Origin of the sequence: Naasia sp. SYSU D00057, assembly GCF_017916505.1 — a bacterium.
GTDB lineage: Bacteria > Actinomycetota > Actinomycetes > Actinomycetales > Microbacteriaceae > Naasia.
This window is the reverse complement of record NZ_JAFMSZ010000001.1, coordinates 85345-99398: the sequence shown is the minus strand read 5'-3', so window position 1 is coordinate 99398 and position 14054 is coordinate 85345. Positions and strand designations below refer to the sequence as shown.

The following is a 14054-nucleotide window of genomic DNA, read 5'->3' as shown; positions in this document are numbered from 1 at the left end:
GGTCAGCCTACTGCCCGGCGGCTGGGAGCCGCCGGGCGGGAAAGGCTTCGTCAGGCGCCCCAGGCGTCGAGCGCGGCGAGCAGCGCGGTGGACGCGGCGAGCGACTCCTTGGCGGCGGGCGTGCACTCCGGGGTCGCCTCCCAGTTGCACTCCGCCTCGGTCCAGGCGGCGCTTGCCGCACCGGCGGCCGCGGCGGCCTCCTGGACCGGCTCGAGGGCCTGCAGCTCGTCGCCCGTAAGCCCCTGGTCGCCGACGGACGCGAAGAGCTCCTCGACGGTGGCGGCGGACATCGCGGCCGACGTGAGCGCGCCGGTGCACAGGTACTCGCCGTCGATGGCGGCGGCGACCGTGCAGCCCTTGGCGTCCCACTCCCCGAGCGTCGTCCTCAGGTGGTCGTGGCTGCTCGCGAGCGAGGCGAGCCAGAAGCCGGCGGAGCCCGCCGGGATCTCCTCGTCGGGATCGGCAGCGTCGGGCTCGTCGGCGTCGGGACCGCCACCCTCGGCCGGCGCCTCAGCAGGGGCGGCGGTCTGCGCCGGCTCCGGTTCGGCGACACTCGGGGAGGAGGCGCAGGCGGACAGGAGGACGACGACGCCGGCGATCGCGGCCGCTGCGCAGGCTCGGACGGGGCGGGGCAGGAAGGGGTTCATGTCCTCGACGCTAGGGACGGAGACCGCGGCGGAGGACCATCGCGCACGACCTGCAATCGCGGTGCAACCAGGGGAAACAGGCGCAGACGACGACGCGGCCGGGGCCCATTATGGGAGCCCCGGCCGCGTCGTCGGGTGGATCGGGTGTCGGGCTAGAACTGGGCGTAGAAGCTGCCGACAGCGCGGTTCATCGCGTCGACATCGGCCTCCGTCAGCATCGTGAAGGTGAGGGTGACGAGGTAGTCGCCCGCCTTCGAGTAGCCGGAGAGGACGAGCAGGTCGGCCTGTCCGCCGCAGCCGGTGTAGTAGCGGTAGCTGGCGTCGTGGACGCCGTCATCGAAGACGTCCTCCGAGTCGAGCGTGCAGCCGGAGCTGTCCGCCAGGTCCTGGTAGGCGGAGAACCAGTCGTCGGGCGTCGCCGTCGCGGCGTTCGAGGCGACCAGCGACATGCCGGGCACGTCCCAGCTGTCCGCGTAGGCGGCCAGGTCGGGGCTCGCCTCGATGCGGGCGTACGAGGCGCCGTCGAAGGCCTCGAAGGCGCTCGTGTCGAGCTCCCACGAGTCGTCCACCTCGGCCTGCAGCGAGCCGCTGTCGTCGACCACGGTCGTGAAGGTGCCCGAGGAGGAGCTCCCGCCGCCGTTGCCGCCGCTGCTGCTTCCGCCATTGCTGACCGGAACGCTGACCGCCTCGAGCGGGTCGCCGTTCATCTGGCCGCGGTAGTAGATGTCCTCGGACGGGCGGTAGACGTCGACCGCGAGGGTGGCGTCCTGGCCGCGGGTCCGGAGGACGTCGCAATAGTCGGCCATCGTGCCGTCGACGCCGAGGCTGACGCCCTCCATGCGGGTGAGGAGGTCGCCCGGCTGCACGCCGGCCTCGTCCGCGATGCCGCCTGAGGCGATCGAGTTCACCCAGATGCCGAGGCCGTTGCCCTCCTCGTCGGTGATCGCCGTGCCGTTGATGCCGAGGCTCAGCACGTTCTCGCCGGCCGCGAGCTGCTCGACGACGTCGCGCACCTCGCTCGACGAGATCGCGAGGTTCTGGTCGTAGGTGTCGTTGCCGGCGTAGTTCACGCCGACGACGCGGCCCTTCGTGTCGACGAGGGGGCCGCCCGAGTTGCCGCCGCGGATGCGGGCGTCGTGCTCGATGACGTGGTCGATGGAGGCCCACTGGGTGTCCATCGCCGTGTCGGCCTTCGAGATGATGCCGCGGGTCATGTTGAACGTCGGGTCGCCGAGGGGGAAGCCGGCGGTGTAGACGTCGGTCGCGACCTTCGTCTCGCCCTCGTACCAGCCGAGCGTCGGGTACTCGTCGCCGCTGAGGTCGATGACCGCGAGGTCCAGGCACTCGCTTGAGCCGAGGATCTTCGCGTTGAGCGTCTCCGACTGGTCGCCGCCCCGCCAGACCTTCAGCGTGCCGGCGCCGACGACGACGTGGTTGTTCGTCACGGCGAGGCCGCTCTCGTCGATGATGAAGCCCGAGCCGCGGCCGGCCGCCTCGAAGGCCCCCTCCGGGGACACGAACGTGCCGACCGACTCGATCTGGATCGTCGCGGACTGGACGCCGTCGAAGCCCACCGTGCCGTCGTCCTTGGTGCCGCCTCCGCCGGCCGCGCCGGCGAGGGGGTTCGCGAAACAGGAGGTGAGGGCGAGCGCCGTCGCGGGCACCGCGATCAGGGTGGCCGCGCCGCGGCGCAGCCGCGCCGAGCGGGTGGAGCGTCGCGCCCGGCCGGCGGCCGGAGCGGACGAGGCGCCGTGTCCGGCGCGGGCGGAGTCGGCCGGAGCCGGGGTGCTGGAGTAGGTCATGTCCCGAACGCTAGGGAGGGCCGCATCAGGCGTTGTGGCATCGATCCCGCATGCAATGGACGTGCAATGGCGGCTTGCACGCCGCGCAACTCCGCGGCCCTGGACGGCTGCGGGGGGCGCGGGAAGAATCGGGGCATGCGCTGCAGCATCGTCCCGCCCTATCTGCTCGAGCGGCTCGCCTCGGCGGCGGAGGAGCGGGAGTACGGCACGGTCGCGCGGGCCGCCCGTCGCGCCCTGGTCGGCGCCGGCACGGTGCACGAGACCCGGCGGGCACCGTTCCTGCCGGAGCTGCGCGCGGCGACCACGCGCAACCCGCAGCGGACGATATCCGACGCGGAGTCGACGGAGACGCTGCCCGGCATCCCGGTGCGCCGTGAGGGCGAGCCGCCGGACGGGGACCCGGCGGTGGACGAGGCGTACGACGGACTCGGCGCGGTGTTCGCCTACTTCGACGAGGCGCACCGCCGGAACTCGATCGACGGCCGCGGGCTGCCCCTCGAGGCGACCGTGCACTACGGCGAGGAGTACGACAACGCGTTCTGGGACGGCGAGCGGATGGTCTTCGGGGACGGCGACGGCGAGATCTTCCGGCGCTTCACCGTCTCGCTGTCGGTGATCGGCCACGAGCTGGCCCACGGGGTCACCCAGTACACCGCCGACCTCCGCTACGAGGACCAGTCCGGGGCGATCAACGAATCGCTGTCCGACGTGTTCGGGGTCCTCGTCGAGCAGCATCGGCTCCGGCAGGACGCCGCGAGCGCCACCTGGCTCGTGGGCGCCGGACTCTTCACCGACCGGATCTCGGGAGTCGCGCTGCGCTCGATGGCCGCACCGGGCACCGCCTACGACGACCCGCTGCTCGGCCGCGACCCGCAGCCCCGGCACATGGAGGACTACGTGCACACCGACGACGACTCGGGCGGCGTGCACATCAACTCGGGCATCCCGAACCGCGCCTTCTCCCTGGCGGCGACGGCGATCGGCGGCTTCGCCTGGGAGAGCGTCGGCCCCGTCTGGTACGACGCCCTCACCACGGGCGGCCTCCCCCGCGACTGCGACTTCGCCACCTTCGCCTCCGCCACGGTCGCCGCCGCCGCCCATCGCTGGGGAAGGGCGACGACAGAGCGGGAGGCGGTCGTCGACGCCTGGCGGACCGTCGGGATCGAGCCGGCATGATCGTCGTCACCGTCACCAGGAGCGGCGGGATCGCCGGCATCGCGCGCAGCTGGAGCGTCGACGTCGAGGAGTCCGACTGGGAGGAGCTCTGCTCGCGTGCCGGGCGCGACCCGGCGGCCCGCGACCGCTTCGTGTACCGGGTGGGCGACGGCCGCAACGAGGTGGAGATCGCGGAGTCCCGACTCGACGAGCGCCTCCGCCGGCTGCTGCGGGGGCGCGGCGGGCCTTCCGGTGAGTGAGGAGGGGCCACCTCCGGACGCGCCGCGAGGCCATCGAACGCCGTCGGACGGCGGGCGTAGCGTGGACGCATGTCGTGCATCCGCTTCAACACCCCGGCCCAGCGACGCCAGATGCGGGACGGCGGCCTCAACCTGGCCGCCGGCGAGGTCGCGCTGCTGCACCTCTCCCCCGAGGTCACCGACAGCAAGATCGAGCGGCTCCGGCTGCTCGCCAAGCACCAGAACCCGAAGATCCGCGAGAGCGTCGCGAGCAGCCGCAACACCCCCGAGGACCTGCTCCGCGTCCTCGCCGCCGACTCGGACGAGGGCGTCCGCTCCTGCGTCGCCCGCAACGAGAGCACGCCCTGCGATGTGCTGAGCGAGCTCGCGACGGACCGCTCCGAGAAGGTGCGCGGCTGGGTCGCGCTCAACTACTTCGTTCCCGAGGACGCGATGGCCGTGCTCGCGGAGGACCGCAGCAAGGTCGTGCGCGGGCTGGTCAGCTGGAAGGCGTCGATCGCGGAGGTCTGACCGCCGCGTCGATCAGCTCCCACAGCCTCCCCGGGCCGAGCACGCGAGCGCCCGCACCGGTGACGATGTCACGGAGGCCCCGGTCGGCCGTGACCACCGTCACCTCCCGGGGGTCGGGCGCCGCCCCCACCGCGTCCGCGATGGCGCTGTCCCCGTCCCGCTCGGCGCGCAGCACCGCCACCGCCGCCGCGTCAGGCGCCGCCTTCGCCTGCCCCTCGAGCACCGCGACGGTGTGGGGCCACCAGCGGGCGCCCGGCAGCGCCAGGTCGGCGGCCGGCACGCCGGCGCTCGAGAGAGCGTCCAGGCCGGCGAGCAGGCGGGCGGCGGCGCCGGGGCGGTCGCGCCACCAGCCGTCGGGCCGTGACCCCATCACGTTCGCCACATCGACGAGCAGCGTCGGGCGACGGGCCAGCAGGCCCCGCAGGTCGGGCCACGACTCCGCGAACCGCGGATGCAGGGGCAGCTCCTCGACCTCGTCGGCGGCCACCCAGCGCAGCTCGATGCTCTCCGCGTCCCCGATCACCGGGCGGAACGGCTCGTCGACGGTCGCGACGACGGTCGTGTAGCTCCACACCTCGAGGTCGAGGCGGCTCGAGAACCGCAGGCGGAGGGCGTCGCCGGGGACGCCGGCCTCCTCCTCCGCCTCGCGTGCGGCGGCGGCGACGGCGCTCTCCCCCTCGTGGCGGGCACCGCCCGGCAGGCCCCACGTGCCGCCGAAATGGCTGTAGCCGGCGCGGTGCTGCAGGAGCACGCCCGCGGTGCTCGACACGAGCAGGCCGGCCGCGCCGTAGCGGCCCCAGTAGCGGCGGCCGTCGGGCAGCTCCACCCACTCGTCGCCCGAGCCGAGGGGGCGGCGCGGCAGGGGGTTCCCGGTGTCCACACCTCAGCCTCTCACGCCGCCGCTCGGCGCCCCTGAGGGCGCGACACGGGGCGACACGAGCGACGCCGCGCCCGGGATGCCCCCGCCGCGTCAGAAGGACTGGGCGCGCCGCACGAGGTCCCGGAAGGAGAGGGCGCCGCCGCGGGCGGCCGCCTCCTCCCACTCCGCCGGCGTGAGCGCCTCGCGGAGCCGCTCCCGGTAGACGGGGAAGAACTCCTCGCTGGTCGGCGAGTAGCTGAACCGCTTGCCGATGTTGTCGACGCCCGCGAACAGCTCGACCCCGAGCTCGGCGCGGTCGAGCGTGTGGCAGGCGCAGGCGATCACCGCGATCGCCGACAGTGTGCTCACCCAGTCCTCGGTCTCGATGCCGCGAGCGACCCGGATCCGCAGGACCTGGACCGCCTCGCGGCCGCGGCGGAGGGAGAGCAGGATCATGCCGGTGATGTAGACGGCGTTCTTCACCCCGTACGGGTCGCCCGCGGCCTCGGCCGCGCGGTGGGCCTCGCTCAGTGCGGCGAGCGCCTTCGCCGGCTTGCCGACGTCGCGGAGGGTGACGGCGCGCGAGACGAGGAGGTCGTGGCGCCACGGTCCGGTGACGGACGCGAGCCCCTCCTCCGCCTCGGTGAGGATCGCCTCCACCTGTTCGGGATCGGCGGCGAGGGCGGCCACGTAGGCGTCGCGCATCCGGACGAGCGCCTGGTACTCGGGCTTGTCCGTCTTCGCCGCCACCTCCCGCAGCTCCTCCATGTACCGGACGGACGCCCGCCGGTCGCCCCAGAACCGGGTGACGTAGACGCAGGTGTAGAGGGCGGTCGCCTCGTCTTCGGGGTCGCACTCGCCCGGGATCGCCCGTGCGGCCTCGACGATCTGCAGGGCGTCCGCGAACGAGCCGCGCTCGAAGAGCCACCAGGCGCTGCCGGCGGCGATCTGCATGGCCGCCGGCCGGTCCTGCAGGCTCGCCGCGGTGCGGAGGGCGAGCAGGATGTCGCCGCGGACCGAGCCGAGGGCCGCCCGGGCCCGCTTGTGGTTCGGGGTGCGGATGTCGCGCCCGTGCCGGCGCACGAAGCGGCGCGTGCCCTGCAGGTGGCGCTCGTGCCAGGCATCCGGATCCTCGACGGGGTGCCGGTTGCGGACGAACCGCCGCACCGAGTCGAGCAGGCGGAACCGTCGGACGCCGGTGTCGTTCGCCTGCACGGACACGAGCGACTTGCGCACGAGCCCCACGGCGAGCTCACGCTCTCCCCCGCCGGGCACGAGGCAGATGTCGGCGACGGCGTCGAGGCTGAACGAGCCGGGGAACAGCGCCAGCTGGCTGAGCAGCTGCACCTCGCGCTCGTCGAGCAGGCGCATGCTCCAGGCGATGGCGTTCTCGAGGCTCGCGTGCCGGCCGCGGCGGCGCAGCCCGGCATCGGCGGCGCCCTCCTCGATGGAGCTCGCGACCTCCTCGAGGCTCAGCACGTCGAGGCGGGCGGCCGCGAGCTCGATGGCGAGCGGGATGCCCTCGAGGCGCCGGCAGAGGTCGGCGATCTGGTCGCGCTCCTCCTCGCTCCAACCGGTGGCGCCCATGTCCGCGGCGCGCTGCAGGAAGAGCTCGACGGCGTCGCCCGCCGTCGCACCCGCGAAGGGCTCGACCGAGATGACGCGCTCGCCCGCGGTGCGAAGAGCCTCGCGGCTGGTCACGATGACACCGAGCCCCTCGCACCGGGAGAGCAGCTCGGCGACGAGCGCGGCCACCGCGCCGATGAGGTGCTCGGCGTTGTCGACGAGCAGCAGCCCGCGGCGGCCGGAGATGCGGGCGGCGACGGCGTCGAAGTCGTGCGACGGCGCGTGGACGGCCGACGCGAGAGCGCGGGCCACGTCCTCCGGCTCCGCGATCGGGGAGAGATCGACGAGCCACTGGACTTCGTCGACGGTCGCGGGCGTGCGCCGGGCGGCCTCGATGGCGAGCCGGGTCTTGCCGACGCCGGCGGGCCCGACGAGCGTGAGCAGGCGGGACTCCGACCGTCCGCGCGCGATCAGCTCGAGCTCCGCCTCGCGGCCGACGAGCCGGGTGAGCGGGATGGGGATGCCGTTGCGGCTGACCGTGCCCTCGTGCTCGCTCGTGGCGGAGACGATGCCCGGATCCTGGCGGACGATGCCCTGGCGCAGCTCGACGAGCCGGCGCGGCAGGTCGGACCGGCCGGCGGCCGCCAGGCGGGCGGCGTGCTTGTCGATCGCCTCCAGCGCATCGCTCGTGCGGCCGGAGCGGGCGAGCGCGCGGGCGAGCAGGGCGACCGGTCGCTCGTCGAAGGGCCGGTCGGCGACGAGCTCGGCCATGGCGAGCACGACCTTCGCCTCCTCCCGCCGGTCGAGGCGCAGCTCCGCGAGGCGCTCCATGCCGGGCACGCGCCAGCGCTCGAGCTCCTCGACCGCGGCGGAGGTGAACGGGAAGTCGCCGAGGCCCGCGAACGGGTCCCCGTTCCACATGCCCTCCGCCTCGCCGAGGCTCTCGAAGGCGGAGGCGTCGTCGGGCTCGCGAAGGGCGGCGTCCACCAGCTCGCGGAACCGGAGGACGTCCACGTTCGCCGGGTCGACGTCGAGGGTGTAGCCGCCGCGGCCGCTGCCGAGCACCTCGCCGAACCCGTTGCCGCGCAGCCGGGAGATGTGGGCGCGCAGGCTGGACAGCACCGTCTCCGGCGGCTCGGGCCAGAGGTCGGTGATCAGCTCGTCGGCGGGCACCGGCGTGCCGGCGGCCCAGGCGAGCCGGGCGACGATCGCACGCGGGATGTCACCGCGCACCACGACGGGCCCGTTCGAGCTCGTCGCAGCCAACGAGCCGAAGAGCCGTACCCGCACGTGTCGTCCTTCCGCACCGATTCGCCGCCAGTGTAGGGGGCGCGTCGGGCCCCGCGGCAGTACCAGCGCCGAAACGTTCAGGCAGCCGCCTCGCGGCTGCGCTGAGGGAGGGTGTCGACGAGGTCGAAGAGGTCGGGCAGCTCGAGCGCCGCGCCGTCCGCGTACGCCCGGGCGTACTCCGCATCGGTGAGCCCCTGGGCCACGCGGTCGCGCAGGCGGCGGGCCTCCTCCCCCTCCGCGATGACGGGGTTGTAGTTGTAGCGCGAGCCGATCCGATCGACGGCTCCGAAGATGCGCGCGCCCTCCTCATGCCGCTCCACGAGCGCGCACGCGCCCGCGATCTGGTGCATGCCGGCGAGCGTCGAGGCGTGATCCTCCGCCGCGATGGCCTGGAGGGACGCGTGCCGCAGCTCGGCGATCGCCTCCCGGCCCCGCAGCTGGTCGGTCAGCACCTTGCCCGCGATGTAGCGGGCCGAGCACATCATCCAGGCGTAGCCGGCGCTGAGCGCCACCTCGTACGCCTCGTCGAGGCTCGCGAGCGCCTCGTCCGAGGCGCCGAGCGCGCGCAGCGTCTGGCCCCGGCACATGAGGACCTCGGCGCGCGCCCACGCCGGTGCCGAGTCGGCGAACTGCGCCGCCTGCGCCATGAGGCTGCGCGCCTCGTCGGAGTCGCGGAGGAGGAGCGAGCGGCCGTAGGCGGTGCGGGCGAGGGCGACGGCGGGGATGGCCGAGTCGCCCGCGGCGAGGGCCAGCTCGAAGGCGCGGGCGATGGTCTGGAACGCGCGCTCCGCGTCGCCCGTCTGGTAGCAGAGGACGGTCAGGCCGAGCATCGCCTGAGCCTCGACGAGCGGCGGCAGGTCGCCCGGCACCGCGAGGGCCCGCTCGATGCTGCGCACGCCCTCGAGGAGGAGGCCGCGGCTGAACCAGTGATGCGCCTGGCCGCCGGCGAGGCGGACCGCGCAGAGCCGGTCCTCGGCGGCGATCGCGTTGTCGAGGGCGAGCCGCAGGTCGGCGCGGAGGAGGTCGAGCGTGGAGTTAGCGACGCGGGCGTCCGCGCTGCGGGTGAGGGGCCCCATCCGCTCGGCGAACCCGGCGAGCCAGAGCCGGTGCTGCTCGTACCACTCGGGGTCCGGCTCGTCCTCGGCGGCGACGTGCCGGCGCACCGAGTCGAGCAGGCGGTACCGGCGCTGCCCCGCGTCGCCGTGCGAGACGGCGACGAGGGACTTGTCGACCAGGCGGGCGAGGACCCGCTCGGGCTCGTCGTCGTCGACGTCGCAGATGCCGAGCGCCGCCTCCTCGGTGAAACCGCCGGCGAAGCGCGCGAGCTGGACGAGCAGGTCGCGCTGGGCGGGGGTCAGCAGGTCGACGCTCCAGCGGACCGCGTTGCCGACACTGTCGTGCCGGGCCGAGCCGGAGCCGCGCTCCTCGGCGCCCGCTCCGTCGTGCACCGCATCGAGCAGCTCGGCCGAGCTCAGCACATCGAGGCGCGCCGCGGTGAGCTCGAGCGCGAGCGGGATGCCCTCGAGGGCGGAGCAGATGGCGTCGACCGCGTCCTCGTCGCCCTCCTCCAGCAGCCCGCCCCGGGCGTCCGCGGCGCGCTCGGTGAAGACGACGCGGGCGTCCTCGAGCGCCATCGGCGCGATGGGGACGACGTGCTCGCCCGGGAGGCGCAGCGGCTCGCGGCTCGTCACGAGCAGGGAGGTCAGGCGGCCACGGGAGAGCAGGCCCGAGGCGACCGCGGCGACGGCCCCGATCACGTGCTCGGCGTTGTCGAGGACGAGGAGCGTGCGGCGCTCCGCGATGCGCGGGGCGATGAGGTCGAGGGTGTGCCCGGATGCGCCGAGGGTGTCGGCGACGAGCGGCAGCACCTCGTCCGGCTCGCGGACGGACGCCAGGTCGACGAACCACTGCTCGTCGTCCCGGGTGGGACCGGTCGACCGCGCGGCCTCGATCGCGATGCGCGTCTTGCCGACGCCGCCCGGGCCGACCAGGGTGACGAGCCGGTGCTCGTCGCGCGCGGCCGCGACCGCGGCGAGCTCCGCCCGGCGGCCGACGAAGCGGGTCAGCGGGTGCGGCAGCCCGGTCCGGGCCATCTCCCGGCCGGAGCGGCCGAGCACCTCGGGGTCGTGCCGCACGATCGCCTGCCGCAGCTCGATGAGCCGCGTGGGCGGCTCGATCCCCCGGTCCGCGGCGAGGCGGACGCCGTACGCGTCGATTGCCTCGAGTGCGTCGCTGACCCGCCCGGCGCGCGCGAGCGCGAGCGCGAGCAGGCGGGTGGGCTTCTCGTCGAGCGGGTGGTCGGCGACCGCGCCCGTCATCGTCACGACCGCGGCGGAGTGCTCGCCCCGGGCGAGGCGCAGCTCGGCGTAGCGCTCGAGGACGCCGCGGCGCTCCTCGCGGATGCGCTCCCTCGCGGGGGCGACGAAGGGCGCGTCGATGCCCGAGAACGGCTCCTGCGCCGACAGCCGCACGAGCTGCTCGGCGAGCGCAACCGCGTCGTCCGTGCTGCCGAGGCGGCCGAGCCGGGCGGCGCCGGCGCGGAACCGGCCGAGGTCGACGGATTCCGGGGGCACGTCGAGGCTGTAGCCGAAGCGGGTGCCCTGCAGCAGGCCCTCGAAGCCGCTGCCGCGGAGGCGGGAGAGGTACGCGCGGAGGCTGGAGAGCGCGCCGTCGCCCGGCTCCCGCCACACGTCGGCGATGAGCTCGTCGGGGTCGATGGTCTCGCCGGCCACGAGCGCGAGCCGGGCCAGGATCGCCTGCGGCAGCTCGCCCCGGACGGGCAGCACCCGCCCGTTGCGGCGCACCACCAGCGGACCGAAGACCTCGAACTCGACGCTCATTCGGCAAGAGTACGAAGCGTGCGCGCGAGGCCCCCGCCGATCGGGGCCGCCTTTAACCGTCCTGCAATCCGGCGCCCTCGGGCGGGGGCGGCCAGATCGAGAGCTCGAGCGTCCAGGTCTCGCCGCCGGAGAGGATGCGGGCGCAGGCGAGAGCTCGCGGGTCGTCGTCGGCCCACGGGTGCGACGACGCGGTGCGGGAGAAGGTGAGCGAGCGCACCAGCGGGAGCGCGAGCAGCCGGCCCGCCAGGCGGAGGAGATCCTGCTCCTCGTGCTGGGCCGACAGCTGGAGGTCGGCGGTGAGGAGACGCGTGCGCATCCAGCCCTGGGCGAAGCTTCCGCCCACCGTCACCGAGCCGGCGTCGAGGAACAGCATCGGCAGGCCGAGCCGGGTGAGCAGCGCGGAGGCCTCGTCGCAGAGGCTCCCGCTGGCGGAGGTCATCGTCATGCGGCAACGGTAGGCAGGGCGGAACCGGCACGGAGGCCGCCCCGGAGGGATGCAATCGGGGTGCAACGACCGCGGGCGCGCCGGCGACCGGTGGCGGGTCCGGCGCGACATCTCGCTGCCGCGACGTCTGCTGGGTCGGGAGGCCCGGTCGTCGCGTCGACCGGGCCGGACTGCCCACGACGCGCGCCGCAGAAGCGGCGGCGCGCAGATGAACACAGCCGCGCAAGAATGGCACCGTGCGATCCCTCCCCGTCCGCGTGTCCCGCAGCGAGGAGCTGCTCCCCCGCGAGGATCAGCTCGCCTGGCGCATCGCCGAGGTGGCGGCGGATCCGGTGGCGGTCGAGCCGGAGGTCGCCGACATGATCGTCAACCGGGTGATCGACAACGCGGCGGTCGCGGCGGCGTCGCTGACGCGGCGGCCGGTGGTGTCGGCCCGGTCGCAGGCGCTGGCGCATCCGCCGAGCGCGGGCGGCCCGGGCGCCACCGTGTTCGGCGAGGAGCAGCAGCGCCGCGTCTCGCCGGAGTGGGCGGCCTGGGCGAACGGCGTCGCCGTCCGCGAGCTCGACTTCCACGACACCTTCCTCGCGGCCGAGTACTCGCACCCCGGCGACAACATCCCGCCGATCGTCGCGGTGGCGCAGCACGCGGGCGCGGACGGCGCGGCCCTCGTGCGCGGCATCGCGACCGGGTACGAGATCCAGATGGACCTGGTGCGGGCGATCAGCCTGCACCGGCACAAGATTGACCACGTCGCCCACCTCGGCCCCTCCGCCGCGGCCGGGATCGGCACGCTGCTCGGCCTCGACGTGCCGGTGATCTTCCAGGCCGTGAACCAGGCGCTGCACACGACGACGGCGACGCGGCAGTCGCGCAAGGGCGAGATCTCCACCTGGAAGGCGCACGCTCCCGCGTTCGCCGGGAAGATGGCGGTGGAGGCGGTCGACCGCGCCATGCGCGGCGAGACGAGCCCCACCCCGATCTACGAGGGCGAGGACGGCGTCATCGCCTGGCTGCTCGACGGGCCGGAGGCCTCCTACGAGGTGCCGCTGCCGGAGCGCGGCGAGGCGAAGCGGGCGATCCTCGACAGCTACACGAAGGAGCACTCCGCCGAGTACCAGGCGCAGGCACTCATCGACCTCGCCCGCCGCCTGCACCGCGAGCATCCGGAGGCCGCGGATCCGGCCCGCGTGGAGTCGATCCTCATCGCCACGTCCCACCACACGCACAACGTCATCGGCTCCGGGGCGAACGACCCGCAGAAGTACGACCCGACCGCGAGCCGCGAGACGCTCGACCACTCGATCCCGTACATCTTCACCGTCGCGCTGCAGGACGGCGCCTGGCACCACGTTGACAGCTACGCGCCCGAGCGGGCGGGGCGTCCCGACACCGTCGCGCTGTGGCGGAAGGTGCGCACCGCGGAGGATCCCGAGTGGACGCGCCGCTACCACTCGGAGGATCCGGCGGAGAAGGCGTTCGGCGGACGCGTCGTGGTCACCCTCACCGACCGCACGGTCCTCTCCGAGGAGATCGCGGTGGCGGACGCGCACCCGCTCGGTGCCCGGCCGTTCGGCCGCGAGCAGTACGTCGCCAAGTTCCGCACGCTCGCCGAGGACGTGCTCGAGCCGGCCGAGATCGAGCGGTTCCTCGACGCCGCGCAGCGGCTGCCCGAGCTGTCCGCCCCCGAGCTCGGCGGGCTCACGATCACCGCTCGGCCCGGCCTGCTCGACTCCGTTCCGCTGCCGAAGGGGCTCTTCTGATGCTGCACTCCCCCGTCCCCGCCGCCGAGAAGCGTGCCGAGCTCCGGCGCCGCCTCTCCTCGGGCGAGCTGCTGCAGCTGCCCGGGGCCTTCAACCCCCTCTCCGCCCGGCTCATCGAGCGCAAGGGCTTCGACGGCGTCTACATCTCCGGAGCGGTCATCTCCGCCGACCTCGGCCTGCCCGACATCGGCCTCACCACGCTCAGCGAGGTGGCCACGCGCGCCGGCCAGATCGCGCGGATGACCGAGCTGCCCGCCCTCGTCGACGCCGACACGGGCTTCGGCGAGCCGATGAACGTCGCTCGCACCGTCCAGATCCTCGAGGACGCCGGCGTCGCCGGCCTGCACATCGAGGACCAGGTCAACCCGAAGCGCTGCGGCCACCTCGACGGCAAGCAGGTCGTCGACACGGCCACCGCGGTGCAGCGCATCCGCGCGGCCGTCGAGGGCCGCCGCGACCCGAACCTGCTCATCATGGCCCGCACCGACATCCGCGCCCTCGAGGGCCTGCCGGCCGCGCTCGATCGGGCCCGGGAGCTCGTCGACGCCGGCGCGGACGCCATCTTCCCCGAGGCGATGCTCGATCTCGGGGAGTACGAGGCGATGCGCGAGGCCGCGCGAGTGCCGATCCTCGCCAATATGACGGAGTTCGGCAAGAGCGACCTGTTCACTCGCGACCAGCTCGAGGACGCCGGCGTCTCGATCGCCATCTACCCCGTGTCGCTGCTCCGCCTCGCGATGGGGGCGGCGGAGCGCGGGCTCGACGTGCTCCGGTCGGAGGGCACCCTCGCGGGCGTCGTCGGCGGGATGCAGACGCGCGCCGAGCTCTACGACCTGCTCGACTACGCCGGCTACAACCGCTTCGACGACGGCGTCTTCAACTTCAGCCTCGAGGGCAACCGCCAGTCCTGACCACTCGCG

At 74.2% G+C, this 14054-nt stretch carries 11 protein-coding genes; 5 read left to right on the top strand and 6 right to left on the bottom strand.

Annotation, left to right across the window (positions count from 1 at the left end; translation table 11 throughout):
• Window positions 1-50: 50 nt before the first annotated feature.
• Window positions 51-647 (bottom strand): hypothetical protein, encoded by a 597-nt coding sequence (locus J3P36_RS00480; RefSeq protein WP_210505291.1) that lies wholly within the window; start codon window positions 645-647, stop codon window positions 51-53.
• Between the two features lie 152 nt (window positions 648-799).
• Window positions 800-2449, bottom strand: coding sequence for a S1C family serine protease (locus J3P36_RS00475; protein ID WP_210505289.1), 1650 nt, complete (start codon window positions 2447-2449; stop codon window positions 800-802).
• A gap of 135 nt (window positions 2450-2584) precedes the next feature.
• Here J3P36_RS00475 and J3P36_RS00470 point away from each other — a divergent pair, with 135 nt between their 5' ends.
• The 3 genes from J3P36_RS00470 to J3P36_RS00460 all read left to right on the top strand — a co-directional run bounded on the left by J3P36_RS00470 (window position 2585) and on the right by J3P36_RS00460 (window position 4374).
• A complete protein-coding gene (locus J3P36_RS00470; RefSeq protein ID WP_210505287.1) occupies window positions 2585-3625 on the top strand; it encodes a M4 family metallopeptidase in 1041 nt (346 codons plus the stop codon).
• Window positions 3622-3864: a protealysin inhibitor emfourin gene (locus J3P36_RS00465; RefSeq protein WP_210505285.1), complete on the top strand. Its 243-nt coding sequence runs from the start codon at window positions 3622-3624 to the stop codon at window positions 3862-3864. The genes J3P36_RS00470 and J3P36_RS00465 overlap by 4 nt, the downstream gene beginning before the upstream one ends.
• 69 nt (window positions 3865-3933) lie before the next feature.
• Complete coding sequence (locus tag J3P36_RS00460; RefSeq protein WP_210505283.1) at window positions 3934-4374, top strand: hypothetical protein; 441 nt, start codon at window positions 3934-3936, stop codon at window positions 4372-4374.
• Here J3P36_RS00460 and J3P36_RS00455 read toward each other — a convergent pair.
• The 4 genes from J3P36_RS00455 to J3P36_RS00440 form a co-directional block, all read right to left on the bottom strand.
• A complete protein-coding gene (locus J3P36_RS00455; RefSeq protein WP_210505281.1) occupies window positions 4343-5254 on the bottom strand; it encodes an NUDIX domain-containing protein in 912 nt (303 codons plus the stop codon). The genes J3P36_RS00460 and J3P36_RS00455 overlap by 32 nt on opposite strands.
• 90 nt (window positions 5255-5344) lie before the next feature.
• On the bottom strand, window positions 5345-8089 hold the full coding sequence (locus J3P36_RS00450; RefSeq protein WP_210505279.1) for a BTAD domain-containing putative transcriptional regulator: 2745 nt from the start codon (window positions 8087-8089) through the stop codon (window positions 5345-5347).
• Between the two features lie 77 nt (window positions 8090-8166).
• Window positions 8167-10929: a BTAD domain-containing putative transcriptional regulator gene (locus J3P36_RS00445; protein WP_210505277.1), complete on the bottom strand. Its 2763-nt coding sequence runs from the start codon at window positions 10927-10929 to the stop codon at window positions 8167-8169.
• A gap of 52 nt (window positions 10930-10981) precedes the next feature.
• A complete protein-coding gene (locus J3P36_RS00440; protein ID WP_210505275.1) occupies window positions 10982-11374 on the bottom strand; it encodes a hypothetical protein in 393 nt (130 codons plus the stop codon).
• Window positions 11375-11610: 236 nt separating this feature from the next.
• Between J3P36_RS00440 and J3P36_RS00435 the strand changes: the two genes are divergently transcribed.
• Window positions 11611-13134: an MmgE/PrpD family protein gene (locus J3P36_RS00435; protein WP_210505273.1), complete on the top strand. Its 1524-nt coding sequence runs from the start codon at window positions 11611-11613 to the stop codon at window positions 13132-13134.
• Window positions 13134-14045 (top strand): methylisocitrate lyase, encoded by a 912-nt coding sequence (prpB, locus tag J3P36_RS00430; protein WP_210505271.1) that lies wholly within the window; start codon window positions 13134-13136, stop codon window positions 14043-14045. Before J3P36_RS00435 ends, prpB begins: the two co-directional genes overlap by 1 nt.
• The last annotated feature ends 9 nt before the right edge of the window (window positions 14046-14054 follow it).